General features: G+C 69.7%; 24 protein-coding genes. 5 read left to right on the top strand and 19 right to left on the bottom strand.

Going from position 1 to position 26753, the window contains the following annotated elements; genetic code table 11:
• Positions 1-315 precede the first annotated feature (315 nt).
• The 7 genes from C8E96_RS27240 to C8E96_RS27270 form a co-directional block, all read right to left on the bottom strand.
• On the bottom strand, positions 316-3090 hold the full coding sequence (locus C8E96_RS27240; RefSeq protein WP_091369942.1) for a DEAD/DEAH box helicase: 2775 nt from the start codon (positions 3088-3090) through the stop codon (positions 316-318).
• A 65-nt stretch (positions 3091-3155) separates the two neighbouring features.
• Complete coding sequence (locus C8E96_RS27245; protein WP_091369944.1) at positions 3156-4040, bottom strand: diacylglycerol/lipid kinase family protein; 885 nt, start codon at positions 4038-4040, stop codon at positions 3156-3158.
• A gap of 35 nt (positions 4041-4075) precedes the next feature.
• The gene (gene tatC, locus C8E96_RS27250) at positions 4076-4951 is read right to left on the bottom strand and encodes a twin-arginine translocase subunit TatC (RefSeq protein ID WP_091369946.1); all 876 of its coding nucleotides are present in this window, start codon (positions 4949-4951) and stop codon (positions 4076-4078) included.
• 101 nt (positions 4952-5052) lie between these two features.
• Positions 5053-5355, bottom strand: coding sequence for a Sec-independent protein translocase subunit TatA (tatA, locus tag C8E96_RS27255; protein ID WP_091369948.1), 303 nt, complete (start codon positions 5353-5355; stop codon positions 5053-5055).
• A gap of 15 nt (positions 5356-5370) precedes the next feature.
• On the bottom strand, positions 5371-5601 hold the full coding sequence (locus tag C8E96_RS27260) for a bacteriophage holin (RefSeq protein WP_091369950.1): 231 nt from the start codon (positions 5599-5601) through the stop codon (positions 5371-5373).
• A gap of 51 nt (positions 5602-5652) precedes the next feature.
• Positions 5653-6627, bottom strand: coding sequence for a helix-turn-helix transcriptional regulator (locus C8E96_RS27265; RefSeq protein WP_091369952.1), 975 nt, complete (start codon positions 6625-6627; stop codon positions 5653-5655).
• Positions 6624-7601 carry a helix-turn-helix transcriptional regulator gene (locus C8E96_RS27270; protein WP_091369954.1) on the bottom strand — a complete coding sequence of 326 codons (978 nt, stop codon included), beginning with the start codon at positions 7599-7601 and terminating at the stop codon, positions 6624-6626. Before C8E96_RS27270 ends, C8E96_RS27265 begins: the two co-directional genes overlap by 4 nt.
• Positions 7602-7808: 207 nt before the next feature.
• On the opposite strand from C8E96_RS27270, the gene C8E96_RS27275 reads away from it, so the two are divergent.
• Both C8E96_RS27275 and sigJ read left to right on the top strand, forming a co-directional pair.
• Positions 7809-8249, top strand: a complete 441-nt coding sequence (locus C8E96_RS27275) for a carboxymuconolactone decarboxylase family protein (RefSeq protein ID WP_091369956.1) — start codon at positions 7809-7811, stop codon at positions 8247-8249.
• Positions 8250-8259: 10 nt separating this feature from the next.
• Complete coding sequence (gene sigJ, locus C8E96_RS27280) at positions 8260-9126, top strand: RNA polymerase sigma factor SigJ (RefSeq protein ID WP_091369958.1); 867 nt, start codon at positions 8260-8262, stop codon at positions 9124-9126.
• Here the strand turns inward: sigJ and C8E96_RS27285 are convergent.
• Genes C8E96_RS27285 through pafA form a run of 3 tightly spaced genes read right to left on the bottom strand, consistent with a single transcriptional unit; the run spans position 9119 to position 11827 of the window.
• Positions 9119-9811 (bottom strand): hypothetical protein, encoded by a 693-nt coding sequence (locus C8E96_RS27285; protein WP_133794821.1) that lies wholly within the window; start codon positions 9809-9811, stop codon positions 9119-9121. The two genes, sigJ and C8E96_RS27285, sit on opposite strands and share 8 nt — an antisense overlap.
• 52 nt (positions 9812-9863) lie before the next feature.
• A complete protein-coding gene (locus C8E96_RS27290) occupies positions 9864-10427 on the bottom strand; it encodes a GNAT family N-acetyltransferase (protein WP_091370227.1) in 564 nt (187 codons plus the stop codon).
• 41 nt (positions 10428-10468) lie between these two features.
• Positions 10469-11827, bottom strand: coding sequence for a Pup--protein ligase (gene pafA / locus C8E96_RS27295; RefSeq protein ID WP_091369960.1), 1359 nt, complete (start codon positions 11825-11827; stop codon positions 10469-10471).
• 147 nt (positions 11828-11974) lie between these two features.
• On the opposite strand from pafA, the gene C8E96_RS27300 reads away from it, so the two are divergent.
• Entirely contained in the window at positions 11975-13462 is a 1488-nt protein-coding gene (locus tag C8E96_RS27300; protein ID WP_091369962.1) for a bifunctional phosphatase PAP2/diacylglycerol kinase family protein, read from the top strand.
• 10 nt (positions 13463-13472) lie between these two features.
• On the top strand, positions 13473-14300 hold the full coding sequence (locus tag C8E96_RS27305) for an MOSC domain-containing protein (protein WP_091369963.1): 828 nt from the start codon (positions 13473-13475) through the stop codon (positions 14298-14300).
• On the opposite strand, the gene C8E96_RS27310 is transcribed toward C8E96_RS27305, so the two are convergent.
• From C8E96_RS27310 to dop, 6 genes are all read right to left on the bottom strand, one after another.
• Complete coding sequence (locus C8E96_RS27310) at positions 14297-15283, bottom strand: LysR family transcriptional regulator (RefSeq protein WP_091369965.1); 987 nt, start codon at positions 15281-15283, stop codon at positions 14297-14299. The genes C8E96_RS27305 and C8E96_RS27310 overlap by 4 nt on opposite strands.
• A gap of 200 nt (positions 15284-15483) precedes the next feature.
• Positions 15484-18423: a S8 family serine peptidase gene (locus C8E96_RS34435; protein ID WP_166658136.1), complete on the bottom strand. Its 2940-nt coding sequence runs from the start codon at positions 18421-18423 to the stop codon at positions 15484-15486.
• A 541-nt stretch (positions 18424-18964) separates the two neighbouring features.
• Positions 18965-19750 carry a proteasome subunit alpha gene (gene prcA / locus C8E96_RS27320; protein WP_091369969.1) on the bottom strand — a complete coding sequence of 262 codons (786 nt, stop codon included), beginning with the start codon at positions 19748-19750 and terminating at the stop codon, positions 18965-18967.
• 31 nt (positions 19751-19781) lie between these two features.
• Positions 19782-20639, bottom strand: a complete 858-nt coding sequence (gene prcB, locus C8E96_RS27325) for a proteasome subunit beta (protein WP_091369971.1) — start codon at positions 20637-20639, stop codon at positions 19782-19784.
• 61 nt (positions 20640-20700) lie between these two features.
• Positions 20701-20895: a ubiquitin-like protein Pup gene (locus C8E96_RS27330; protein WP_091369973.1), complete on the bottom strand. Its 195-nt coding sequence runs from the start codon at positions 20893-20895 to the stop codon at positions 20701-20703.
• 81 nt (positions 20896-20976) lie between these two features.
• Positions 20977-22482, bottom strand: coding sequence for a depupylase/deamidase Dop (gene dop / locus C8E96_RS27335; RefSeq protein WP_091369975.1), 1506 nt, complete (start codon positions 22480-22482; stop codon positions 20977-20979).
• 84 nt (positions 22483-22566) lie between these two features.
• On the opposite strand from dop, the gene C8E96_RS27340 reads away from it, so the two are divergent.
• Positions 22567-23076, top strand: coding sequence for an NUDIX hydrolase (locus C8E96_RS27340; RefSeq protein WP_091369977.1), 510 nt, complete (start codon positions 22567-22569; stop codon positions 23074-23076).
• Here C8E96_RS27340 and C8E96_RS27345 read toward each other — a convergent pair.
• The 3 genes from C8E96_RS27345 to arc form a co-directional block, all read right to left on the bottom strand.
• Positions 23073-23756, bottom strand: coding sequence for a hypothetical protein (locus tag C8E96_RS27345; RefSeq protein ID WP_133794823.1), 684 nt, complete (start codon positions 23754-23756; stop codon positions 23073-23075). The genes C8E96_RS27340 and C8E96_RS27345 overlap by 4 nt on opposite strands.
• A gap of 123 nt (positions 23757-23879) precedes the next feature.
• On the bottom strand, positions 23880-24773 hold the full coding sequence (locus tag C8E96_RS27350; protein ID WP_091369981.1) for an aldo/keto reductase: 894 nt from the start codon (positions 24771-24773) through the stop codon (positions 23880-23882).
• A 72-nt stretch (positions 24774-24845) separates the two neighbouring features.
• Positions 24846-26684: a proteasome ATPase gene (gene arc, locus C8E96_RS27355; RefSeq protein ID WP_091369982.1), complete on the bottom strand. Its 1839-nt coding sequence runs from the start codon at positions 26682-26684 to the stop codon at positions 24846-24848.
• Positions 26685-26753: the final 69 nt, after the last annotated feature.

Raw genomic sequence — 26753 nt, forward strand, 5'->3', positions numbered from 1 at the left:
AAACAGGCCGTTGGGACCGGCCCGTCACCATCGCGGGGTGGTCCGGGCATGGTCGGCGCGTTGTTTCGACAGCACCCTGTCCGGCCGCGTTCGAAGTGATTCCGTTCGCTCTTCGACCTTTGGGGGACGTTCGTACGTTCGTCCGGCCCGTTCCACCGGCCTCGCTCCACCGGGACCCCGTCCACCGGCCCGTTCCCCCGGCCCCGTTCCACCGGCCTCGTTCCACCGGCCCCGTTCCACCGGCCACGTTCCACCGACCTCGCTCCACCGGGATCCGCCTCTGGCGAGGCCTCGTCGGGACTCCCCCTAGGCTCCCTAGGCGGCCGCCAATGCGACCACGCCTCGGCGGATTGCCTTCACCGCTTCACGGGCCGTGGCACCCACCGCGGAGCCTTCGCCCATGACGTCCCGGATTTGGTCCAGCAGGTCGATCACCTGACGGCACCACCGTACGAAGTCGCCCGCCGAGAGTTCCTGGCCGGCCGAGTCCGCGGCCGTGATCACCTTTTCCAGGGATTCGCCTCGGACCCACCGGTACACCGTCCAGGCGAAGCCAGGGTCGGGTTGGCGGGTCTTCTCCAGCCGGTGGTGGCGTTCGTCGCCCTCGAGCTCCGCCCACAGCTGGGCCGTCGCCTTGAGTGCGTCCTCGACGGCGCCTCCCGGGACCCGGGCCTCGATCGGGCCGTCGCGGCGGGCCTCGAAGACCAGGGACGACACCACCGCCGCCAACTCGGCCGGGTTCAGGCGGTCCCACACGCCGTTGCGGAGGCACTCCGCGGCCAGCAGGTCCGACTCGCTGTAGAGGCGGGCGAGGCGCTTGCCGTGTTCGGTGACCACCTGCTCGCCCTGCTTCTCCCCCGTACCGGGCGCCAGGTAGCCGCGTTCCACGAGCAGGCCGCGGATCCGGTCGAACGCGCGGGCCAGCGAGTGGGTTGTCGCCGCGACCTTGCGTTCCACCTGTTCGGTCTCGGAAAGCAACCGCTGATAGCGCTCCGCCCACCGGGCGTGGTTCTCCCGGTCGTCGCAGCCGTGGCATGGGTGTGCGCGCAGCGCGCGGCGGGCGGCCGCCAGGTCGGCGTCGTCGTCGACGCCGGTGCGGCGGCGGACCCGTGGGGGTAGCTCGATCCCGGCCGCGCGCAGGGTGGAGGCCAGGTCTCTGCGGGACCGCGGCGAGCGCACGTCCACCTGCTTGGGCAACCGGACCCGGCCGAGCACCGTCACCGGGTTCGGGAAGTCCGACACGGACAGCCTGCCCGCCCACCGGTCCTCGGTCACGACCAGCGGCCGCGGCTCGCCCATCGCGTCGAGACCCGGGTCGATCACGATCGCCAACCCGGACCGGCGGCCCGCGGGCACCGCGATCACATCGCCCTTGCGCAGTTGCTCCAGGGAGTGTGCCGCCTCGTTGCGCCGGGCCGCGCTGTTCTGCCGCGACAGCGCCTTCTCCCGGTCGGAGATCTGCTTGCGCAGCGCCGCGTACTGCGTGAAATCGCCCAAGTGGCAGGTCATCGACTCCGCGTACCCGGCCAGCGCCTCGCGATTGCGCTCGACCCGCCGCGACAGCCCGACCACCGAGCGGTCGGCCTGGAACTGCGCGAACGACTGCTCCAGGATCTCCCGGGCCTGCACCGCGCCCATCCGGTCGACCAGGTTGACCGCCATGTTGTAGCCCGGGCGGAACGACGACTTCAACGGATACGTCCGGGTCGAGGCCAGCCCGGCCACCTGCTTCGGGTCGAGCCCCGGCTGCCACACCACGACTGCGTGGCCCTCGACGTCGATCCCCCGGCGGCCAGCGCGGCCGGTGAGCTGGGTGTACTCGCCCGGGGTCAGCTCGACATGCGCCTCGCCGTTGTACTTGACCAGCTTCTCCAGCACGACCGTGCGCGCGGGCATGTTGATGCCCAGCGCCAGCGTCTCGGTCGCGAACACCGCCTTCACCAGGCCGCGCAGGAACAGCTCCTCCACGGTCTCCTTGAACGCGGGCAGCAGCCCGGCGTGGTGCCCGGCGAACCCGCGCTCCAACGCCTCTTTCCACTCCCAGAACCCGAGCACCGTCAGATCGGCGTCGGGCAGGTCGCGCGTCTTCGAGTCGACGATCCGGCGCACCTCGGCGATCTCGTCCTCGGAGTTGAGCCGCAGGCCCGACCGCACGCACTGCGACACGGCCGCCTCGCAGCCCGCGCGACTGAACACGAACACGATCGCGGGCAACAGACCTTGCGAGTCCAGCCGCTCGACGACCTCGACCCGGGACGGCGGCTTGAACCGCGGGCCACCGTTGCCGGAGCCCCGGCCGCCGCGGGAGCGCGGACCGTGCCACGGTGTGTGGTGACGGCCGATCTCGTCGGCGCGGCGCACCAGTTCCGGGTTGATCCGCAGCTCGATACCGCTGGGCTCGGACCCGGCGAACAGGTCGAGCATCCGGTTGCCGACCAGCATGTGCTGCCACAGCGGCACCGGCCGGTGCTCATCGACCACGACAGCCGTGTCGCCACGCACCGCCACGAGCCACTCGCCGAACTCCTCGGCGTTGGACACGGTGGCCGACAGCGACACCAAGTTCACCCATTCGGGCAGGTGCAGGATCACTTCCTCCCACACCGCCCCGCGGAACCGGTCGGCGAGGTAGTGGACTTCGTCCATCACCACGTAGCCGAGCCCCTCCAACGCCCCGGAGCGCGCGTAGAGCATGTTGCGCAGCACTTCGGTGGTCATCACGACCACGGGGGCGTTGCCGTTCACCGACGTGTCCCCGGTCAGCAGGCCGACCGACTTCGCGCCGTAGCGGGCCGTCAGGTCGGCGAACTTCTGGTTCGACAACGCCTTGATCGGCGTGGTGTAGAAGCATTTGCGGCCCTCGGACAGGGCCAGATGGACCGCGAACTCGCCGACCACCGTCTTGCCCGCGCCCGTGGGGGCGCACAGCAGGACACCGTGGCCCTCCTCCAACGCGGCACACGCGTCGGTCTGGAACGGGTCGAGTTCGAAGGACAGCTCGGCGGCGAACTCAGCCAGTTTCGGGCTGCGCGCGCGACGCCGGGAGGCGGCATACGCCTCAGCGGGGGTGCGGGATGAGCTTGCGGACACAACGCAAGGCTTTCACATCCGACCGACAGGCGTCGCCCGTTATCCACAGGGCACGCCGCGTGCCCTCAGCCGACGATCTCCAGAGCCCCCGGCACGCACTCGACGGCCTGGGGCAGCGGGCCGATGCGTTCACCGTCGGCATACGCGACCCAGCCGTTGTCCCCACCGACCGAAACCCGGCGCGCGCGCATCGTGCGCACCGCCGGGTGCTCCACGTGCTTTCCGGTGCGCAGGCTCGGCAGGATTCGGACGAGGTCGAGACGCGAGGCCTTGCCGACGATCGTCACGTCCAGCAGTCCGTCCGCCGGATCGGCGTCCGGGCACACCGGGATCCCCCCGCCGTAGTACGCCGTGTTGCCCACCGCCACCAGCGTCGCGTCCAGCTCGACGCGGCCGTCCTCGGTGTCGAGGACCAGCGGCTTGGGCCGCAGCGCCGCCAGCTCGGCCAGGATCGCCAGGTCGTAGCGGCGCGGCCCGTGCGGCCACCGCATCCGGTTGACCCGCTCGTTGACCGCCGAGTCGAACCCGGCGCACAGCACGCTGGCGAACCACTCGTCGCCGACGCGCCCCAGATCGATGCGCCTGCGCCGCCCCGCACCGATGGCCTCGACCAGTGAGTCCGCCGCGGCGAGCGACTCCATCGGGAACCCAAGAGCGCGCACGAGGTCGTTGCCGGTGCCCGCGGGCACCACGGCGAGCGGCACGTCGTGCTCGGCGCAGAACTGGACACCCTGGTGGGCCGACCCATCGCCGCCCAGGACGACCAGCAGGTCCAGGCCCGCGTCCCGGGCCCGGACCATCAGCGCCCGTGACTCCTCGATCGAGTTCGCCTCGACCATCGTCAGGTGGTCGACCGCCGTGCGGAGCTTCTCCGCGACGACGCCTGAGGCCCGACCCGCCGCACCATGACCGGATGCGGGATGAACCGCCAGCGCCGCCCGAATGCCCACGTACTCTCCCGTGCCCAAGGACCTGGCCCGGGTGGTCAGGTCACGTCGTCGAAGTCCTTGCCCAGATTCGCCACCGGCTTGCTGGGCTCGACCGGCTCGGGAGCGTAGTTCATCGGCGTGGCCTCGTCGTCGCTCAGCCCCGGGTCTTCGGCCGCTTCCCGCTTCGCCTTGCGCCGGTCGTGGATGCGGGTGATCTGCACGGCGAGTTCGAACAGCAGCCACATCGCCGCGGCCAGCACGACCATGGAGATTGGGTCGGTGCCCGGTGTCGCGAACGCGGCGAAGACGAAGAGCCCGAACACGATGCCGCGCCGCCACCGCTTCAGGTTCGCGTACGGGAGCATGCCGACCTGGTTGAGCATCACGATCAGCAGCGGCAGCTCGAAGCTCACGCCGAAGATCAGCAGCATCACCAGGACGAACGAGATGTACGACCCGGCGTCCAGCGCGGTGATGAACGCGGTTCCGCCGAACCCGACGAGCACGTCCAAGCCCTGCGGGATGACGACGAACGCGAGGACCGCACCGGCCGCGAAGAGGATCGACGCGAAGATCACGAAGGTGAACGCGAAACGGCGTTCCTTCGCGTAGAGGCCCGGGGTGATGAACGCCCACAGCTGGTAGAGCCACAGCGGCGCCGAGACGACCATGCCCGCGGCGATACCGACCTTGAACCGCACCATGAAGCCCTCGAAGGGCTGGCGCTGGAACAGCTGGCACTTGTCGTTGGGCGAGAACCGGGCGTCCGCGGGCAGCGCGCAGTACGGCTGCAGCAGGATCTGGCTCAGCGATGGGATGGGACCGAGCTGGACGTCCCACCAGATGAAGCCGAACACGCCCCCGAGCACGATGAAGAGAAGACCGAGACCGAGCCTGTTACGAAGGTCGTAAAGGTGGTCCTTCAGGGACATGGTGCCGTCGGGGTTGTGTCGGCGATTGCGGATCTTCCGCTTCTCGCGACGGCTTCCCTCCCGGCGGGGCGTATCACGCACCACCGTGCGAACCGATCCTCTCAGCTCGCGTTCTTGTGCGGCTGGCTCTTGTCGAGCTTGCTCTGCAGTTCATCGATCTGCTTCTGCAGCTGCTCGGGAGTCTGCTGAGGCGTGGCGGCGGGCAGCTGCTGCGGCTCCGGCTTCACGTCCGCGGTCGCCGTCGGCTCGGCTTCCTTGTCGTCAGCGCGCATGCCCTTGGTCTCCGCCTTGATGATGCGCATCGACTGTCCGAGCGAACGCGCCATCGCTGGCATCTTCTTCGCACCGAACAGAAGAATGATCACCACAGCGATGATGAGGATTTCCCACGGTCCTAGCGGCACGGCCGGCCTCCTGTCTCAACTTCGCCCTGTAGATGCTACGCGCCCGGCGGACCGCTTCCGATCGGCCAAAGCGACGCGCAACGCGGCCGAACGGGCCCTAAGCAGGCCCGATCCGTCGTCGAACGTCCCCTTGGCGGTTCCGATCGCGGTCCGCACCCGACCCAGCCCACGGACAACGCGGACCAGAAGGAACCCCAACAGCGCCAGCCCGAGCAGGACCAACGCCGCACTAGGCAAGTACGGCACGGGGCAACTCTACCGGGTCGCCGGTTGGCGACAGCGCACAATAGCCGACCATCAGGTTTCCGCCAGGTGATGATCCATCAGCCGCAAGGCCGCCACGGCCTGCGCGCGCAGTTCCCGGGCGAGCTCAGCCGGGCGCTCCACCGTGACCTCGCCGCCCAGGCCCAACAGCAGCCGCACCATCCACGAGGTGTCGGCGTAGCGCATCGTGACCCGCAGCCTGCCGCCGTCGAGTTCCTCGACGTCCTCCACCGGGTAATACTCCGACACCCAGCGCGCGTCCGGTTCCAGCACCAGACGGGCGACCGACTGGTCGGGGGCCGGGCGGAACAGGCCGGTGGAGACGTCGGTCGGCCGCGCGTACGGCGGCGGAGCGGCGGGCTCGTCCAGGACCTCGACCTCGTCGATGCGGTCGAGCCGGAACAGCCGGACCGCCTCGGCCCGCCTGCACCAGGCCTCCAGGTAGCCGCGACCCTCGACGATCAGCACCCGCATCGGGTCGACCGTCCGCTCGGAGATCTCGTCCTTGGAGGCGGTGTAGTAGGTCATCCGCAGGGCCCGACCCGCCTTGAGGGCGGACTGGACCGTCTCGCGGACCTTGACCGTCTCGGCGGCCTCCCGCACGCCGAGTCCGACCGCCACACCGGCGGGCTGTGCCTGGCCCGCGGCCATCTCGATCTTGGCGACGGTCCGCCGGATCGCGTCCGCGTCGGCCACACCGGGGGTGTCGGCCAGCGCGCGCAGGGCGACCAGCAGGGCGGTCGCTTCGGCGCCGGTGAGCCGCAGCGGCCTGCTCATGCCCGCGTCGAAGGTGACGGTGACGGTGTCCTCGTCGAACGAGATGTCGATCAGGTCGCCGGGGCCGTAGCCGGGCAGCCCGCACATCCAGAGCAGCTCCAAGTCCTTGCGCAGCTGCTTCGGCGTCACGTCGAAGTCGGCGGCGGCCTCGTCGATCGGGATGCCAGGCCGCGCGATCAGATACGGAACCAGCGCCAGCAGCCGCGGCAGCCGGTCTTGCGAAGCCGTCACAGCACGTCCCCCTCGGCGACAGCGACCAGGCGCTCCCGCACCGACTTGGCCAGCACCTCGGGCTCGAGCACGAGGACGTCGGCGCCGTATCCGGCGAGCCAGCCCGCGGCCGTGTCGGGCCAGCGCAGTTCGAGTTCCAGGACGTCTCCGGCGGTCCCGCGGATGTCGCGCTCGCCCACGACCTTCGCCCGGCGGCGCACCCCGGCGGCGCGACCGGAGGCCGCCCAGACCCGCACGGTGGACACCGAGGAGACCTCGCCGCCGGTGGTGGCGACGAACTGCATCAGGTCGACGTTCTCGGGCCTGCGCACCTGCCCGGGCTTGCCGATCTTGCGCACCTCGCCGACGATCCGGGAGAGCCGGAAGCAGCGGGGCGCGTTCCGGTCGCGGTCATGACCGACGACGTACCAGCGTCCACGCCACGAGACCACGCCCCAGGGTTCCAGGGTCCGCTCGCGCAGTTCGGCGGGCGAGGGCCTGCGGTAGTCGAAGGACACGACCTGCCCGGCCTGCACCGCCGCGAGCAGCGGGGTGAACGCGGGCTCGGAGGTGCGGACCTTCGACTCGACGATCGCGGGCGCGGCCTGGTCGACGTCGACCCCGGCGGCGCGCAGCTTGAGGAGGGCGCCGTGGGCGGCGCCGGTCAGTTCGGGGGAATCCCAGAGCCGCACGGCGAGCGCCACCGCGGCGGCCTCGTCGGGCTCGAGGTCGATCTCGCCCAGCTCGTAGTCCCGCCGCGCGATCCGGTAGCCGTCCACGGTGTCGAACACCGAGTTCCGGCCCACCTCCAGCGGGATCCCCAGGTCTCGCAACTCCGTCTTGTCCCGCTCGAAAGTGCGGAAGAACGCGTCGTCGGAAGGTGCGTCGGCGTAGCCGGGGACGATCCCCCGGATCCGCTCGGCGCTGAGGTACTGGCGGGTCGAGAGCAGGCACAGCACCAGGTTGACCAGTCGTTCGGCGCGTGCAACAGACACCCGCGCACCATAACGCGCCCACGGCCAGCGGGTTCACCCAACACACCGAACAGACGTGCGATCGGCTCTGCTACCACTCCCCCGAACGCCACACGGTCCTCTGCTCCCCCAGCAGCCCCAGTGAACTGGATCACAAGAGGGCTCGGATCGTCACGCCGCGCCAGGGCTGTGCCGTCTTTGCGGCGAGACCTCGAGAAAGGACTGCCCATGCAGCGCATCCAGTTGGACAAGCTCGCCCCCGAAGCTCACCGCAAGGTCGTGGACCTGTTCCTCTACAGCCAGGCGAACATCGAGACCCCACTGCTCAACCTGATCATGCTGCGGGCCTCGGTCGTCAACGGCTGCGCCTACTGCGTCGACATGCACACCCGGGACGCGCTCAAGGCCGGTGAGTCGGCGCAGCGGTTGTTCGCGGTGTCGGTGTGGAGTGAGTCGCCGTTCTTCAGCATGCAGGAGCGGGCCGCGCTCGCCCTGACCGACGCGGTGACGCTCATCGGGCAGGATGGCGTGCCGGATGACGTGTGGGACGGCGCGCGGGCGATCTGGTCGGAGAAGGAGGTGGCGGATCTCGTGATGGCGATCATCATGATCAACGCCTTCAACCGGATCGCGGCGAGCACCCGCAAGACGCCGGTCCTCGCCGACTGACAGGACACGTGTGACCACTTCGCTCGACACCGAGTTCGAGCGGCACCGGTCGGTGCTGCTCGGCATCTCCTACCGCATGCTCGGCTCGTTCGCCGACGCCGAGGATGTCGTTCAGGACGCGTGGATCCGCTGGGCGGGAGTGGACCACGACACGGTCTCCGACCCCCGGCGGTTCCTGATCACCATCGTGTCCCGGCTCGCGATCGACCGGATGCGCCTGGCACACCGCAAGCGGGAGACCTACGTCGGCCCCTGGCTGCCCGAGCCGGTCCGCACCGACCGCGAGGAACTCGGTCCGGCGGACACCGCCCAGCAGCGCGACACCCTGTCGGTCGCGACGCTGCGGCTGATGGAGCGGCTCTCGGCGCCGGAACGCGCGGTGTTCGTGCTGCGCGAGGCTTTCGAGCTGCCGTACGACGAGATCGGCGAAGTCCTGAGCCTGACCGCCGCCAACGCGCGCCAGCTGCACCGGCGCGCGGGCGCGCGGCTCACCGCCGACCGCGAGCGGTTCGCCACCGATCCGGGCGACCACCGCGACCTGGTCGACCGGTTCATCGAGGCCGCCCGCACGGGCGACCGGAACGCCCTGCAGGCGCTCTTCGCCCAGGACGTGACGATGTGGACCGACGGTGGCGGCAAGTCCCGCGCCGCGCTGCGCCCGGTGCGCGACGCCGACCGGGTCGCGCGCTTCCTCATGGGAGTGCTGGGCAAGTACGACGAGATCGACCTGACGGTCATCGAGGTCAACGGTCTGGCGGCGATGGTGCTGGTCCTCGGCGAGTACCGCCAGATCATCTCCCTGGAGATCTCCGACGGCCTGGTCACCGGCGTGCAGATGGTGAGCAACCCGGACAAGCTCACCCGCGCGCTCAGCTGATGACGCGCCCGTTGTTGCGGAACAGCGGGTTGCGCCGGAACGAGAGCAGCGCGTAGCCGCACAGCACGAAGAACCCCGCCGCGCCGCCGTACGCGAGCAGGCGCAGCCCGCCGGACATCGGCGACGTGGTCGCGGTGAGCACGACCGACAGCACCGTGGTGCCCAGACCCGTGCCGCACAGCAGTCCGGTGGCCAGGTGGTAGGCGGGCCGGGAGTGCAGGTTCATCTTCCAGCGGTTGCGGCCGCGGACCCAGCTCTCCCAGTGCAGCACGTCGGCCGGTGGCAGGTCCGACTCGCCCGCCACGGCGTCCGGCGCGCGCAGCTGGGCGTTGATCTTCTTCTCCAGGTCCCACAGGAACCACCTGGCCCGGCCCAGGCGCTGCACCTCGCCCCACCAGACGAACCAGACGAAGACCAGGAGCAGCGGAGCGAGGCTGAGGATTCCGGTGCGCAGCGCGAGGTTCTGCCAGCTGGCCAGCAGCCCGGTGTAGATCACCGCGATCGCGGCCAGCCCGTAGCTCATGACCGTCTGCTGGGTGGTCACGGCGGCGACCAGCTCGGCGCGGATCGAGTTGTACTCGTGCTGCATGAAGACCAGCCGTGCCTGGTCCCGCTGCGCGGCCAGGTCGGGCGCGGGCGGCGGCAGCGATGGCATGGCGGGTCTGCGTGGTCGCCAGAACGTCATGTGGGCTCACCGGCTGTCCCCATGCGATCAACGCTACGGATTCAGCGGCTGGTCATGGCCCGTTTTGGTGAAATTCGTCCCGGGTGATCCGCCACCGGACGTCCACCCCGTCCTCCCCCGACGTGATCGGCTCCTGGGGCGGCGAGGTGCGGGCGATCTCGGTGAACCCCAGCTTGCGCGGGATGGCTCCGCTGAGGGTGTTGGCCGTGTCGTGGACGATGTCGACGAACTCGATCCCGGGCAGCTCGAACGCGGCCTTGACCAGCAGGGACGTCGACTCGGTCGCGGCGCCGAGGCCGACGTAGGCCGGGTGCAGCCAGTAGCCGATCTCCAGGCCGCCCTCGCCGACCCGCGGCATCAGGCTGACCCGACCGGCGATCTCGCCGCCCACGGTGATGGCGTAGGTGAAGTCGGTGCCCGCCTCCCACTTCGCGTCCGTCTCGGCGATGTGCGCGCGCACGTCGTCGGGGTCGAACTCGCCCGCCGCCCAGGCCATCCACGGCCGCAGGTGGGGTATCGCCTCCTCCACGACGCGCACCATGTCCTCGACCTCGTCGGGTCGCAGGCGGCGCAGGACGACGATGTCACCGGTGAGCGTGGGCGAAGGGCGGATCATGCCGGAATCGTCCGACACGACCCGCCCTCCGGCCAACCGACTTACAGCGAGGCGATCAGCCGTTCCACGCGCTCGTCGACCGCGCGGAACGGGTCTTTGCACAGCACGGTGCGCTGCGCCTGGTCGTTGAGCTTGAGGTGCACCCAGTCGACGGTGAAGTCGCGTCCGGCCTGCTGGGCGGCGGCGATGAAGTCGCCGCGCAGCTTGGCGCGCGTGGTCTGCGGCGGGGTGTCCTTGGCGGCCTCGATCTCGCCGTCGTCGGTCACCCTGGCCACCAGGTCCTTGCGCTGCAGCAGGTCGAAGATGCCCCGGCCGCGGCGGATGTCGTGGTAGGCCAGGTCGAGCTGGGCGATGCGGGCGCTGGACAGGTCGAGGTTGTGCTTGGCCTGGTAGCGCTCGATGAGCCGGTGCTTGATCGCCCAGTCGATCTCGCGGTCGATCCGGCTGAGGTCCTGGGCCTCGACGGCGTCGAGCACCTTGCCCCACATGTCGACCACGCGCTGCGCCAGCGGGTCCGGCGAGCGGCGGGCGACGTGCTCGACCGCCTTGGAGTAGTACTCGCGCTGGATGTCGAGCGCGGAGGCCTCCCGGCCGCCCGCGAGCCGGACCAGCCTGGTGCCGGTGAGGTCGTGGCTGATCTCGCGGATGGCGCGGATCGGGTTGTCGAGGCTGAAGTCCCGGAACTGGACGCCGTCCTCGATCATCTCCAGCACCAGGTTGGCGGTGCCGACCTTGAGCAGCGTGGTGGACTCGGACATGTTCGAGTCGCCGACGATGACGTGCAGGCGCCGGTAGCGCTCGGCGTCGGCGTGCGGCTCGTCGCGGGTGTTGATGATCGGGCGGGACCTGGTCGTGGCGCTGGAGACGCCCTCCCAGATGTGCTCGGCGCGCTGCGAGAGGCAGTACACCGCGCCGCGCGGGGTCTGCAGGACCTTGCCCGCGCCGCAGATCAGCTGGCGGGTGACGAGGAACGGCAGCAGCACGTCGGCGATCCGGGAGAACTCGCCCGCCCTGGTGACCAGGAAGTTCTCGTGGCAGCCGTAGGAGTTGCCCGCGGAGTCGGTGTTGTTCTTGAACAGGAAGATGTCGCCGCCGATGCCCTCATCGGCGAGGCGGCGTTCGGCGTCGACGAGCAGGTCCTCCAGGATCCGCTCGCCTGCCTTGTCGTGGGTGACCAGTTGGACCAGGTCGTCGCACTCCGCCGTGGCGTACTCGGGGTGCGATCCGACATCCAGGTAGAGGCGTGACCCATTGCGCAGGAAGACGTTCGAGGAACGGCCCCACGACACCACGCGCCGAAACAAGTACCGCGCGACCTCGTCCGGCGACAGCCTGCGCTGTCCGTGGAACGTACAGGTCACGCCGAATTCGGTCTCGATTCCGAAGATCCGCCGCTGCATCCCCTAAGCCTAGGCGCAAAGACCGACAAGGACCGAGCGCCGTTCGGGGAAGGTCCACAAATTGTGTCGTCCGACTTCGGTCACCGAGTGTTCACCTGAGACGGACTGTCAAGCGGAGCACTGCGCCGTCCTGTTGAATCATCGATCATGTTGGGACGAATCCGCCGCCACTCGCTTCGCCAGGTCAACGAGGGCGACCAGGCGCTGGTCAGGCAGGTCGCGGCGCTGCCGCACACGCGGGCGGACCTTGGTCTCAAGCGGCTGTCCACCGCGGCCGACCACGGCAAGCTCTGGTTCTTGATCGCGGCGATCCTGGCCTCGGGCAAGGGCCAGACGCGGCGGGCGGCGGTGCGCGGGGTCGGGTCCATCGCGGTCGCCAGCCTGTCGGCGAACCTGGTCGCCAAGAACCTCTTCCCGCGCAGGCGGCCCGCCGCGGAGCTGCTGCCGCTGTACCGGCGGTTCGAGAAGCGGCCGACCAGCTCGTCGTTCCCGTCCGGGCACGCGGCCTCAGCGGTCGCGTTCACCACGGCGGTCGCGATGGAGAGCCCGCGCACGGCCATGGCGCTGGCGCCGCTGGCGGGCGCGGTGGCGTACTCGCGGGTGCACACCGGGGTGCACTGGCCCAGCGACATCGCCGCGGGCGCGGCGATCGGCGTCGGCGCGGCCTACGCGGTGCGGCACTGGTGGCCGGTGTCGGTGCAGGGGCCCGCGCACACCGCCCACGAGGCCAAGGTGGAGCCGCTGGTGGACGGCGAAGGGCTGCTGGTGCTGGTCAACCCGCACTCGGGGCTCGGCGAGGACCCGACCGAAGAGCTGCGCCTGCGTTGGCCGAAGGCGACGGTGGTCAACCCGGTCGCGGGCACCGATCTCATCGAGGACCTCTCCGACCAGGTCAAGAAGTCCACCGAGGAGATCCACGCGCTGGGCGTGGCGGGCGGTGACGGCACGGTCGCTGCGGTCGCCGCGGTCGCCGCCGAGTTCGGCCTGCCGCTGGTGCTGATCCCCTCGGGCACGCTGAACCACTTCGCCCGCGACATCGGCGTGGAGACCGCGGACGACGCCGGGGAGGCGGTCCGCGAGGGTCGCGGCGTCGAGATCGACCTCGCCGGTGTCAAGATCATCGAACGCGGCGGCGGCGAGCGGCACCGGTGGTTCGTCAACACCGCGAGTGTCGGCGGCTACCCGGAGATGGTGCGGGCCCGGGAGCAGCTCGAAGCCAAGGGCTGGCCGAAGTGGCCCGCGGGCGCGGTGGCGATGGTCCGCACGCTGCGGCACGCGCAGCCGATCCGGATGGCGCTCGACGGACGGCCGCACCTGGTGTGGTGGCTGTTCGTGGGCAACGGGACGTACGACCCGAAGGGCTTCGCGCCGACCCGGCGGCCCGCGCTGGACACCGGCCTGCTCGACGTCCGGTACCTGCGGGCCGACGTGCCGTTCTCCCGCGCGCGGTTCGTGCTCGCGATGCTGACCCGGACCCTGCACGCCAGCCACGTCTACCGCGAGCGCGACGTGCCGCAGCTGCGCGTCGACCTGCTCGACGGGCACCGCCGGGTCGCCACCGACGGCGAGGTCGGCCCGCTGGCGAACCGGTTCGAATTCGAATCACGCCCCCGGGCGCTGTGCGTCTACCGGTAGCGTCGCCCCCGTGGCGATCGTGACCGAGCTGAAGTGCTTCCCGATCAAGGGGTGCGCGGGCGTCGCACTCGCGGACGCGCTGATGACGCCCGCGGGCCTGGCGCATGACCGGACGTTCATGGTCATCGGCAAGGACGGCGTCTTCCGCAGCCAGCGCCGCTCCCCCAGGCTGGCGGTGGTCCAGCCGTCGGTGACCGCGGCGGGCGACCGGATCACGCTCCGGGCCACCGGCTTCACCGCGCTCGACGTCGAGGTCGACCTGACCCGCGCGCGGCGCGACGTGACCATGTTCGGCGACCCGTACCGGGGGATCGATCTCGGCGGCGAGGCCGCGGGCTGGCTCAGCGAGGTCCTGGGTGAGCCGGCGCGCCTGGTGCGGGTGCCGCCGGAGCACGACCGGGTGACCGACGGGCAGGTCCCGGGCACCTCGGGCTACGCCGACAGCTCCGCCGTGCACGTGCTCAGCCGCTCCACGCTGGCCGAGCTGAACACCCGGTTGGTGGTGGCGGGCGCCGACCCGGTGCCGCCCGACCGCTTCCGGGCGAACGTCGTCGTCGACGGCTGGGCGGAGCCGTCCACCGAGGACCGGCTGCGTCGGGTGCGGATCGGCGACTGCGACCTCGGCTACACCAAGCTCGCGATCCGCTGCGTGGTCACCACGGTGGACCAGGAGGCGGGGGTCAAGACCGGCCTGGAGCCGCTGCGCACCCTCGCCGGATACCGCCGAGCGGCTGCGGGCGGCGTCGCCTTCGGCGCGAAGTTCTCCGTCCTGCGCGCCGGCAAGCTCTCCGTCGGCGACGCACTGACCGTGGACGCCTGGGGCGAGTCGGAGTTCTAGCGCCGGAGCGCTCGGGTGGCTCCGTCCGCGGGGGCGTCCTTGTGCTCGGCCCACCAGGCCGCGAACAGCGGGTTGGTGTCGACCAGCTTCGAGTAGGCCTCCAGCAGCGACGTCGGCGCCTGCTCGGCCGCGCCCGCCAGGGTGCTCTCCTCGTGCCAGATCAGCACGATCTCGTGCCGCAGCGGGGTGCCGGCGATGTTGCGGATCACCAGGCCGTTGCCCTCGCGCGCGACCGGCTTGGCCAGGGTCACCGCACCGGCCTGGACCAGGGCGCGGGTGGTGGTCGAGTCGGAGACCTGGTGCTTGATCTTCGGGGTGAACCCGCTTCCCGCGCACGCGCGAAGCAGCGCGAGCTGTTCGGGGACCTCGCCGACCGGGGGCAGCACCCAGTTCTCGTCGGCGAGTTCGCGCAGGTCGATGTCGCCGACGCCCGCCAGGCGGTGGGTCTCGGACAGGGCCACGAACATGGGCGCGCTGAGCATCACCCGGCTGTGCAGCTGCGCGGGCAGCGGGGTGCGGAAACCGGGGTTCTCCTCGAGCACGGCGAAGTCGAGCTTGCCGTCGAGGACCTTGCGGGCCAGTTCCACCGGGTTGGAGTCGATGTCGATGGAGGTCTCGGCGTTGCCGAGGCGCTCGGCGATCGCGGTGGCGAACAGCGGGACGATGAGGCCGGGCGGACCGCCGACGCGGATCATGCCCGCGACCGTCACCGCCTGGGTGCGCTGCTTGATCCCGGCCATGAGCTCGTCGACGTCGGTGAGGACGAGCCGGGCGGCGGACAGGACGTAGCTGCCCAGGTCGGTCGGCACGACGCCGGTGCCGGAGCGGGCGAACAGCAGGCCGCCCACGCGGCGCTCGAGTCGTTGCAGCTGGGCGGTCAGCGCGGGTTGCGAAATCCCGAGTTGAACGGCGGCCTTGGACAGGCTGCCCGCGTCCGCGACAGCGATGATGACTCGAAGATGACGAAGTTCCAGCTCGTGCACACCAAAGTTATGCCCTCTGGCGCGGCATTATGCAAATCCCAGCTCGCCTGGTGGGAGACACCACACAATTCCTGGGAGCGGCGTGTAAAAACAGGTCCGGCGACGTCTACCCCTGACGTCGCCGAACCTGTTTATGACTCAACTATTGGTCACCGTGGCGCGGCCAGGTAGTGCTGACCGCGCCACGGTCGCTTTTCTCGCTACGACACGTTCAGTGCCGCGTCGTCGACCGCGAACGTCGTCTGCAGCGACGAGTCCTCGGTCATCAGCCAGCGCAGGCGAACCGTCTGCCCCTTGTAGGCCGAGAGGTCGTACGTCTTCTGGACGTAGGACGTGCTCTTGTTCAGGTTCGAGACGGTGCCGAGGGTGCCCAGCACCGTGCCCGAGCTGCTGAGGACCTGCAGCTGCAACTTGTCGTACTGGACCGACGTGGTGCTTTCCGCGGTGTCGATCCGGACCCAGTAGGAGGCGCTCGCGCTGGTGGCGGAGGCCGGGATGGTCACCTGCTGGTACAGGTTCTCCGAGGTGGTCCGGCCGTTGCCGCCGAAGTACGCCCAGAACGTTCCGCCATGGGTCGGGCGGGCGGTGGACGAGGTGATCACACCCGTGGTGCCGGTCCAGCCGGTGGTGCCGGACTCGAAGCCGGGGTTGGCCAGCAGCTGGTTGGGCTGCGTCGTCGTGGTGACGGTCCAGGTGAAGGCGGTGTTGCCGCTGCCACCCTTGCCGTCGGTGACGGTGACGGTCACGTTGGACGTGCCCGCCGCGGTCGGCGTACCGGAGATGAGGCCGTTGCTCGCACCGATGCTCAGGCCGGTCGGCAGACCCGACGCCGCGTAGGTCAGCGGGTCGTTGTTCGCGTCGGTGGCCTGGATCTGCAGGTTCACCGCGGTGTTGATCTGCGTGGACTTGTTGCCGGGGTTGGTGACGACCGGGTTGGCGTTGACGGGGGTGCCGGTGCCGAACTTGCCGTCCACCACGAGGGCGAACTTCTGCGGTCCCTGCGGGACGTTGTGGCCGCGAACCCGCACGGTCCACTCACCGGCGGCCGGGTTCTGGATGAAGACGTTCTCCAGGTTGTTGCGACGGTCCGCGGTGCCGCCGGTGTTCGACCAGCCACCGGCGAAGACGTTGCCGCGGTAGACGGTGCCGGTGGGCGAGACGACCTCGAGGTCAAGGTCGTTGACCAGGGTGACGGCGGCGCTGACGGCGGCTTCCTTGTCGGAGTACGCCATGGTGATCTTCAGCGGCTGACCGGCCTCGACGGTGTACTTCGTCTCGGAGACCCCGCCGGTGGCCAGGCCCGCGACGGCCTCGTCGACGAACTTCGCGGTGCCCGCGGTGGCCTTGTCCAGGTTCACCAGACCCCAGCCCTCGTGCATGTTCGGCACAGGCAGGTCGTTGTCGTTCGCGCCGTCACCGTTCTCGTCGAGCAGGTCGGTGGCGGAATTGACCATGGTGCCCTTGACCAGCGCCGCGCTGGCGTTGACGGTGTGCTTCTTGTTGTAGAAGTCGCGGACCACGGTGGCGCCACCGGCGGCCAGCGGGTTCGACATCGACGTGCCGCTGAAGTACTTGTAGTCGTCGTTCAGCGGGAAGCCGTAGCCGTCGACCTGCGGCGCGTTTGTCTTCGGGTTGTTGGCCGCGGCGCCGTCGTACTGCTGCTGGTGCTTGTCCGAGTAGCCGGACAGGATCCAGGAGCCGGGGGCCACGATGTCGGGCTTGATCCGGCCGTCGTCTGTCGGGCCGCGGCTGGAGAACGCGGTCACCTGCTGCGGGTTGCCGGTCTGCGGGTCGGACTTGATCGGCTCGGCCGGGTAGTCGTTGGGCCACCAGTCACCCCAGCTGGGGATGACGTTGACGCCGTTGACGTCCTTGCACGAGCGGTTGTTGAAGGTCGCCTGCTCCTTCGCGGTCTGCGGAAGGTAGGTCAGGGACACGTCGCACGGGGACTGCGCCTTGCCGTTCTCCGAGGCGCCGACCGTCAGCACGTTCTTGGCCGTGGCCGGGGCGCCGATGGAGTCGTTGTCGATGACACCGTCGCTGTTGGCGTCGGTGCCCGAGTTGCCCGCGCTGAAGGTGATCAGCATGTCGCGGTGGGTGTTGATGAAGCGGTCGGCATGCTGCGAGGTGTCGGTGTAGCCGCCGTTCGCGTCCGAGCCCCACGAGTTGGCGTGGATGCGCGCGCCGCCGTCATAGGCCTGCTGGAACAGCGTGGCCAGGTCGTCGGGCAGGCCGAGCAGGTAGTAGGCGTCCTCGTACTGCCCGGCGCACTGGCCGAACATGTCGACGTAGTCCTCGACGGCCTGGAAGACCAGGCGGGCGCCGTACGCTGCCGCCTTGCCGGTGCCGTCGGCCATGCCGTCGCCGACCACCGAGACCGCGACGTGCGTGCCGTGGCCACTGTCGACGTCCACCGCGCCGTCGGGCTGCACGTCCGCGCAGTTGGCGATGTCGGCACCCGCCCACGCGTGGACGGCCTGGATGCGGCTCGCGGGGATGTCGGGGTGCGCGGTGGCGGCGGTGCCGCCACCGAGGCCGGTGTCGGCGACCGCGACGGTCTGCGACGAGCCGTCGTAGCCGCGGGCGTTGGCCTGCGCCCCGCGCATGATCGTGCCCGCGGCGTGCTCGTTGTGCTTCTCCATGATGCGGAACTTGTCGACGAACGACACGTCCTCGATGCCGGCGATCTTGCTGGCCTGGCTCGGGTCGGCGGCGATCACCAGCGTGCCGTCGGCCGACTTGCTGACCACGGCGCCGGTGCCCTCGGCGGCGCGGCGGACCGAAGCCAGGTCGACACCGTTCTCGGCGCGGACCTTGTAGATGCCCGCCTTGCCCTCGTCGATCTTCGCCTTGGCGTCCTGCGAGACCTTCCACGCGGACTGGAAGCGACCCACGTAGTGCACACCGGAGAGCTTGCTCGCGCGCTGCGCCTGACCCGGGTTCATCCGTACCTTGAACGCGTTGTCCGGGATGTACTCGACGATCGTGGCGCCCAGGGCGGTCAGACCGGCCTTCCAGTCCTCGCGGACGGGGCCCTGGAACTGGACCAGGTAGCTGCCGCGCTCACTGGTGCCGAGCGCGCGGGCCTCGAGGCCGTGCGGGACGGCGGCCAGCGAACTCGGCAGGAATTCACCGGTCACCAGACGAATGGGAGCTTCTGCGGGCGATGCGGCGTTGGCGAGTCCGGGGACTGCGATAGCGGCACCGACCAGCACTGTCGAGACAGCGAGCGTGACGGCCCGTCGTCTCCGTGTGGCACCGAACATGGGTTGTCCTCACGATGCAGGAGTTGGGACACGACCTATCCGGCCTGCGGACGCCTAGCCCTCACTTGGGCGTCCACGATCCTCACGGTCGTCAGCCGGAATTGGTCGTTAGTGGACTATGACCCGCGTAATACCGGTTCGGCCTATCCCGGACACCCATAACATGCGTGCGAACAGGGGTTATCGCGTTGAGTTGACCTGCTTGTAACCGGCGGCGACCAGGCACACCGCCCTGATAGCCCAGCGTCTACCTGCGATCGGCCCACACCAGACCAGCATTGGTCCACCCGCGAGTCGCCCCGTCCAGCAAACGAGTCGCCCCTCCCGGCGACTGAGTTCGACGTTCGCGACTGGCGAATGTCGAACTCGCTTGCTGGAAGGGGCGACTCGTTTGCTGGAAGGGGCGACTCGCGGGTTACTCGGTGTCGGTGGGTGGGAGCTCTACGTCCTCGATCGGCTTCGCGGGGGACTCCGGGGCGGACTCCGCGGGGCGTTCGTCGGCCGGGAGCAGGGCGGTGAGGGCGGCTCCGGTGATGCGACGGAAGGCGCGGGTGGGCCTGCCGCGGTCGAGGACCGCCACCTCGAGCTTGTCGAGGGTGGTCTCCCCCGCCGTCTTCGCCGCGCTGTTCGCCGCACCAGCCCCCAAAGCCTTGAGGGCCAGGCGGACGGCGTCGCTCAGGGGGATGCCGTCGGTGAACGTCTCCTTGAGCAGGGCGGTGATCGGGTCGGTTTGGCCGCCCATCACCAGGAACTGCGGTTCATCGACGATGGAGCCGTCGTAGGTCAGGCGGTAGAGCTGGTCCTGGCGGGTGGTGGCACCCACCTCGGCGACGCAGATCTCGACCTCCATCGGCTTGACCTGCTCGGTGAAGATCGTGCCGAGGGTCTGGGCGTAGACGTTGGCCAGCTGCCTGGCCGAGACGTCGCGGCGGTCGTAGGAGTAGCCCCACAGGTCGACGTGGCGGATGCCGCCGCGGCGCAGGCTCTCGTACTCGCTGTAGCGGCCGGCGGCGGCGAAGCCGATGCGGTCGTAGATCTCCGAGACCTTGTGCAAGGTCGCCGAGGGGTTCTCGGCGACGAACAGCACGCCGTCGGCGTACTTCAGCGCGACGACGCTGCGGCCCCGGGCGATGCCCTTGCGGGCGTACTCCGAGCGGTCGCGCATCAGCTGCTCGGGCGAGGCGTACAACGGCATCGTCACGGGGCAGGCTCCTTAACTCGGCGGGTGGGGGTCAGCCGCGGGGGCGTTCGGACCGGTCGTTCACCACGGCTTCGGCCACAGCGGCCGCGTCCGCCTCCGACAGGCGCTGGGCGCCCTCGTCGGCGGTGATGGTGACGATGCTGGGGTAGATCCGGCGGGCCAAGTCCGGTCCGCCGGTGGCGGAATCGTCGTCGGCGGCGTCGAAAAGCGCCTCGACGGCAGCGCGCACAGCCGCCGCCTTGTCGCCCTCGGGGTCGTAGAGCTTCTTGAGCGCGGACTTGGCGAACATCGAGCCGGAGCCGATGGCGTGGAAGCCCGCGCGTTCCTCGTAGCGGCCGCCGGTGACGTCGAAGGACACGATCCGGCCCGCGGTGGCCGGGTCGTCGGCGTCGATGTCGTAGCCGACGAACAGCGGCAGCACCGCCAGGCCTGCCATGGCCACGTCGAGGTTGCCGCGGACCATGCTGGCCAGCTTGTTGGTCTTGCCGTCGAGCGAGAGGCCGACGCCCTCGATCTTCTCGTAGTGGCGCAGTTCGACCGTGTAGAGCCGAACCAGCTCCACCGCGAGACCGGCGGTGCCCGCGATGCCCACCGACGAGTACTCGTCGGTGACGTAGACCTTCTCGATGTCGCGCTGGGCGATCAGGTTGCCCGCGGTGGCCCGGCGGTCGCCCGCGATCAGCACGCCGCCGGAGAAGGTGACCGCCACGATGGTCGTGCCGTGCGGAATGTCCGCGCGGGTCACGGCGGGCGCGTCGGCGACACGCCGCCCGGGAAGGAGTTCGGGCGCCTGGGAGCGCAAAAAGTCGGTGAACGACGACGAACCGGCGGACAGGTGGGCAGGCGAGAGCGAGGCTCCTCGCGGCCCTCGGGACGAGGTGTGTTCCATGCCTTCTTTCAATTCCTCTGTCGGCGTCGCCGTGGGTTGGGCTGGTTACCGCGCGGGGGGCTTACTCGCCGCCCTTTTGCACGTACGCGCGGACGAAGTCCTCGGCGTTCTCCTCGAGGACGTCGTCGATCTCGTCGAGGATCGCGTCGGTGTCGTCGCCGAGCTTCTCGCGTCGTTCCTGACCCGCCGCGGTGGTGTCCTCGGCGCCGTCGTCGCCGTCACCGCCACCCTGCCGCTGTGTCTGCTCCTGGGACATTGAGACCTCCCGGTTGTCTGGCCTACTTGGAACATTACCCAGCCGGACCGACTTTCGTCGCCGTCCGCACCGGTGACAAGATCAGCGTTTCGTGCCGGTGAGCTTGTCGACCAGCTGTTCGGCGGTGTCCGCGGCGTCGAGCAGGTCCCCGACGTGGGCTTTGGTGCCACGCAACGGCTCAAGGGTCGGGATGCGCACCAGCGACTCCCTGCCAAGATCGAAGATGACCGAGTCCCACGATGCGGCCGCGATGGAGTTCGGGTAACGCTCCAGGCAGCGGCCGCGGAAGTAGGCGCGGGTGTCCGACGGCGGGGTGTAGACGGCCGCGCGGACCTCGTCCTCGGTCACCAGGCGCTTCATCGAGCCGCGGGCGACGAGACGGTTGTAGAGGCCCTTGTCGAGGCGCACATCGGAGTACTGCAGGTCGACCAGGTGCAGCCGCGGGGAGTTCCAGTTGAGGCCGTCGCGGGCCCGGAAGCCCTCCAGCAGCCGCAGCTTCGCGGGCCAGTCGAGCCGGTCGGCGCACTCCATCGGATCACGGGCGAGGGCGTCGAGGATCTCGCCCCAGGTGCGCAGCACGTCGTGGCCCACGGCGTCGGCCTCGATCCGGTCGACGTGCGCGGCGATCATCTCGTGGTAGGCGTTCTGCAGGTCGAGGCCGGTGAACTTGCGGCCGTTGGTCAGCTCCACGGTCGCCTTGAGCGTCGGGTCGTGGCTGAGCACGTGGACCGCGCGGACCGGGTCGGCGAGCTTGAGGTGGTCGAACCGGATGCCGGACTCGATCATGTCGAGGACCAGGGCGGTGGTGCCGACCTTGAGGTACGTCGAGGTCTCGGCCAGGTTCGCGTCGCCGATGATCACGTGCAGGCGGCGGTACTTGTCGGCGTCGGCGTGCGGCTCGTCGCGGGTGTTGATGATGCCGCGCTTGAGCGTGGTCTCCAGGCCGACCTCGACCTCGATGTAGTCCGCACGCTGGGAGAGCTGGAAGCCCGCCTCCTCCCCCGCGACACCGAGACCGACCCGGCCGGAGCCGCAGATGACCTGGCGCGAGGCGAAGAACGGGGTGAGGCCCGCGATGATCGACGTGAACGGGGTGTTGCGCGCCATCAGGTAGTTCTCGTGGGTGCCGTAGCTGGCGCCCTTGCCGTCGACGTTGTTCTTGTAGAGCTGCAGCCGCGGCTGGCCGGGAACGGTGGCCGCGCGCATCGCGGCCTCCTCCATCACCCGTTCGCCTGCCTTGTCCCAGATGACGGCGTCGCGCGCGTTGGTGACCTCGGGCGCGGAGTACTCCGGGTGGGCGTGGTCGACGTAGAGGCGCGCGCCGTTGGTGAGGATGACGTTGGCCGCGCCCAAGTCCTCGACGTCGGGGTCGGAGGGGGCCATTCCGGGCGCCCCCAGGTCGAACCCGCGCGCGTCGCGCAGCGGCGATTCCACCTCGTAGTCCCACCGCGCCCGGCGGGCCCGCGGGATGTCCGCCGCGGCCGCGTACGCCAGGACGACCTGGGTCGATGTCAACACCGGGTTGGCCGTCGGGTCGCCCGGCACGGAGATGCCGTACTCGACCTCGGTTCCCATGATCCGCCGCATGTCTTCCACCCTACGGGTCCGCACCGACGGCGCGGACGTGAGCCGCGCCGGGCATTGGTGCGAACTGGTGGGACGATCCACACCATGGGAGGCGACGAACTGGTGGCGATGTACTCGGCGGAGGGCGAGGTCGTGGGCTCCACGACCCGCCGCAGGATGCGCGCGGAGGGCTTGTGGCACGCCGCGAGCGCGATCCTCGTGCGCTCCGGCGACCGGGTCTATGTCCACCGCCGCACCGACGACAAGGACGTCTTCCCCGGCATGCACGACTGCTGGGCGGGCGGTGTGGTCGCGGCCGGTGAGACACCGTGGGACTGCGCGGAGCGGGAACTGGCTGAGGAACTGGGCATCACCGGAGTGCCGCTGGTGCCGTTGTTCACCGCGAGCGCCGACGTCGACGGCACCCGGATCCACCTGTTCGCCCACGAGGTGTGGTGGGACGGCGACATCGTCCTGCAGGAATCCGAGATCGCCTGGGGCGGCTGGATGACCTTCGCCGAGCTGCGGTCGAAGCTGGCGGACCCGTCGTGGCCGTTCGTCCCCGACGGCCGCATCGCCATCGAGGAGTTCTTCCGCCGCGAGCTCGACCGCTAGTCGCTCAGGCTGGTCAGCTTCCCGGCGGCGACCGGGGCCAGCCGCGCGATGGCGGCCTGGGCGCGGGCGAGGGTCGACGCCTCGACGGTGACGACGCTGAGCACGTCCGCCTTCGCCAGCGCCAGCGTGCAGGTCGGGCGGCGGGGGTTGGTGGCGCACCACGTGTGTCCGGCGTCGACGCCGGGCGGAACCGCCGTCTTGGCGGCGTCGTCGATCTCGTAGCGCAGGCCGTCGACGGTGAAGGTGCCGCAGTCGAGGGCATCCTTGAGGTCGTCGATGACCGATGATCCCGCAGCGTGGACGGCGACGTACTGGCGCAGCACGGAGCCGCTCGCGTACCGCCACGTGGTGGCGATGGCGTCCGTCGCGGACGGCAAGGGGGCGGCGCAGTCGGGCAGGGCGGTTTCGACCAGGGTCTTCGGGGCGCCGTCGGGCTGGACCTCTTCGGCTGCGAGGTCGATTGCTGTCAACGCGGCCGCAGCGGGGTCTGACGCGCGCCTGGTTGTCGTCGTCGTTGTTGTCGTGGTGCTTGTTGTGACCGGGCTCGGCGCGGCGGTCGTGGCCGCTTCCGAGGAAGGGTCGTCGTAGTACGTGTAGAGGTCGTTCGGGCGGTCAGAGCAAGCCGTGGCCAGGAGAACGGGGAGCACGGCGGCGCCAGCCAGCGCCTGCACACGACGCACGAGCGTCCCTTCGGGTGAGTGAAGTGTCGATCAAAACCTACCGGGGCCTGGGGCAGTTCGGCGGTTTGGGGTGGGTTGGCCTGCGCGGTCGCGGTGCCTGGTGCAGCCGTCGAGCGTTGGGTCTCAGGTCCAAGGCAGGTGGGATCTCGTTGCCCAGTATTCGGTGGGCGGTTCGCTGAGGTCGGGCAGGTTCGGCGGATCCAGGTCGGCGGCGCGCAGGTTGGAGGTGAGTTGGGCGGTGGTGACCGGGCCGATCAGGACCGCGTCCGCCCACGGTTGCGCCAGTGCGGCCGCCAGGGCGACGGCGTCGGGGGGTTCGGGGTGCGCGGCCAGGTCGGCGGGCGGTGTGACGGCGAGGCGGCCGTTGGCCAGGGCTTCCTTGATCGCGACGTGGGCGCCCGCGGCGTGGGCTTCGGTCAGGGCGGGGGCGGCCGACGGTTCCAGCAGGTTCCAGGTCGACTGGACGGCCGTGAAGATCGTCACTCCCCCGCGTTCCAGGGCCAAGCCTCGGCGAACAGCCTCCGCCTGGGCCGGGCCGGAGGTGGAGAAACCCAGCCGTTGCCCGGAATCCGCCAGTTCGGCGAGGGCGTCGAGGAGTGGTTCGTCGGTGAACAGTGGACTGTCCACGGTCAGTGAGTGCACCTGGTAGAGCGCGACCCGCGAACCGAGCAGCGCGCGGGTTTCGGACCACTGCGACCGGAACCGGGACAGCGTGTGTTCCTTGACCTCGTGGACCTTCGCGTCCATGCGCCAGTCGCCGACGTAGGTGTAGCCCCACTTGGACGACACGGTCACGTCCTCGTGGCCGCGGACGTCCAACCAACCGGCGAGGAACTCCTCGGCCCGGCCGTAGGACCGCGCGGTGTCCACGCGTCGGACGCCTGCGGTGTAGGCGGCGTCGAGGACGTCCCAGGTGGTCGAGCGGAGGGTCTCGACGTCGCGGTGGGTGGGTAGGTCGCGGCCGAGGTTGAGGTAGGCGGGCCTGCCCAGTGCGGCTAGGCCGAGGGTGAATCGCACCTGACGAGTATGCCCAGAGGCGCTGAACAAGCGGGTGGCCCCGAGCGTTCGCTCGGGGCCACCCGCTTGTCATCAGAGGTATTGGCCGGTGTTCGTGGCCGTGTCGATCGCCCGACCCGAATCCTGGTTCTTGCCGGTCACCAGGGTGCGGATGTAGACGATGCGCTCGCCCTTCTTGCCCGAGATCCGTGCCCAGTCGTCCGGGTTGGTCGTGTTGGGCAGGTCCTCGTTCTCGGCGAACTCGTCGACGATCGCGTCGAGCAGGTGCTGGACCCGCAGACCGCGCTGCTGGGTTTCCAGCACCGACTTGATCGCCGCCTTCTTGGACCGGTCGACGATGTTCTGGATCATCGCGCCGGAGTTGAAGTCGCGGAAGTAGAGCACTTCCTTGTCTCCGTTGGCGTAGGTGACCTCGAGGAAGCGGTTCTCCTCGGTCTCCTCGTACATGCGCTCGACGGTGTGCTGGATCATCGCGTCGAGGCAGGCGCGCTTGTCGCCCGCGAACTCCGCGAGATCCTCGTCGTGGATCGGAAGGGTGGTGGTGAGGTACTTGGAGAAGATGTCCTTCGCCGCCTCCGCGTCCGGCCGCTCGATCTTGATCTTCACGTCGAGCCTGCCGGGTCGCAGGATCGCCGGGTCGATCATGTCCTCACGGTTGGACGCGCCGATGACGATGACGTTCTCCAGGCCCTCCACGCCGTCGATCTCACTGAGCAACTGAGGCACGATCGTGGTCTCCACATCGGAGGACACGCCGCTGCCGCGGGTCCGGAAGATCGAGTCCATCTCATCGAAGAACACGATCACCGGCGTGCCTTCGGACGCCTTCTCACGCGCCCGCTGGAAGATCATCCGGATGTGCCGCTCGGTCTCGCCGACGAACTTGTTGAGCAGCTCCGGACCCTTGATGTTCAGGAAGTAGGACTTGGCTTCCGACGGCTGCGGCGCACCCGACGGGTCTTTGCTGGCCCGAGCCGCCGCGACCTGCTTGGCCAGGGAGTTCGCCACCGCTTTCGCGATGAGCGTCTTCCCGCAGCCGGGCGGGCCGTAGAGCAGCACGCCCTTGGGCGGCCGCAGCTCGTACTCGGCGAACAGGTCCTTGTGCAGGAAGGGCAGCTCCACGGCGTCGCGGATCTGCTCGATCTGCCGGAACAGGCCACCGATGTCGGAGTAGTCGACGTCCGGGACCTCCTCGAGCACGAGGTCCTCGACCTCGGCCTTGGGAACCCGTTCGTAGGCGTATCCGGATTTGGTGTCGACCAGCAGTGAGTCGCCTGCCTTGAGCGGGGAGTCCATCAGCGGATCGGCGAGCCAGACCACTCGCTCCTCGTCGGCGTGCCCGACGACGAGCGCACGGCTCGGCTTCTCCTCGTCGAGACCGGTGAGCAGCTCACGCAGCGTCGAGACCTCGCCGATGCGTTCGTAGCCACCGCCCTCGACCACGGTCAGTGCCTCGTTGAGCCGGACCGACTGGCCGCGGCGCAGTGTGTCCGCCTCGACCGCGGGCGAGACCGAGACCCGCATCCGCCGACCCGCCGTGAACACGTCGACGGTGCCGTCGTCGTGCACGGTCAGGAACACGCCGTAACCACTGGGTGGCTGGGCTAGTCGATCGACCTCCTCACGCAACGCGAGCAACTGGCTGCGCGCCTCACGCAGCGTGTCGACCAACTTGGCGTTGCGTTCAGTGAGCTGGCTCACTCGCTCCGACGCCTCGGCCAACCTTTGCTCGAGCAGCCGCGAATGCCGCGGCGATTCCGTCAGTTTCCGGCGCAGCAGGGAGACTTCCTCTTCAAGGAATCGGATCTGCGCGGCCTCCGAGCGCGACTCGCGCTCCTCTGGCTGGCCGGGCGTGTCACCGTGCTCATCGTCGGCTTCTTCTGGCCGACTGCCGGGACGATCGTGCTGCATGTCGGCACCTCCTCCCGAACTCGTACCTTCTACGGTACCGGCGATCACCGACAACAACAGAGCTTCCAG

Origin of the sequence: Actinokineospora alba (assembly GCF_004362515.1) — a bacterium.
Classification (GTDB): domain Bacteria; phylum Actinomycetota; class Actinomycetes; order Mycobacteriales; family Pseudonocardiaceae; genus Actinokineospora; species Actinokineospora alba.

Bases quoted from the DNA above. Each gene is read 5' to 3' on its own strand.
- C8E96_RS27330 (WP_091369973.1), bottom strand. From the start codon at position 20,895: ATGTCCCAGGAGCAGACACAGCGGCAGGGTGGCGGTGACGGCGACGAC.
- pafA (WP_091369960.1), bottom strand. From the start codon at position 11,827: ATGCAGCGGCGGATCTTCGGAATCGAGACCGAATTCGGCGTGACCTGT.
- C8E96_RS27290 (WP_091370227.1), bottom strand. From the start codon at position 10,427: ATGATCCGCCCTTCGCCCACGCTCACCGGTGACATCGTCGTCCTGCGC.
- dop (WP_091369975.1), bottom strand. From the start codon at position 22,482: ATGCGGCGGATCATGGGAACCGAGGTCGAGTACGGCATCTCCGTGCCG.
- prcB (WP_091369971.1), bottom strand. From the start codon at position 20,639: ATGGAACACACCTCGTCCCGAGGGCCGCGAGGAGCCTCGCTCTCGCCT.
- C8E96_RS27275 (WP_091369956.1), top strand. From the start codon at position 7,809: ATGCAGCGCATCCAGTTGGACAAGCTCGCCCCCGAAGCTCACCGCAAG.
- C8E96_RS27300 (WP_091369962.1), top strand. From the start codon at position 11,975: ATGTTGGGACGAATCCGCCGCCACTCGCTTCGCCAGGTCAACGAGGGC.
- C8E96_RS27285 (WP_133794821.1), bottom strand. From the start codon at position 9,811: ATGACGTTCTGGCGACCACGCAGACCCGCCATGCCATCGCTGCCGCCG.
- C8E96_RS27340 (WP_091369977.1), top strand. From the start codon at position 22,567: ATGGGAGGCGACGAACTGGTGGCGATGTACTCGGCGGAGGGCGAGGTC.
- tatC (WP_091369946.1), bottom strand. From the start codon at position 4,951: ATGTCCCTGAAGGACCACCTTTACGACCTTCGTAACAGGCTCGGTCTC.
- arc (WP_091369982.1), bottom strand. From the start codon at position 26,684: ATGCAGCACGATCGTCCCGGCAGTCGGCCAGAAGAAGCCGACGATGAG.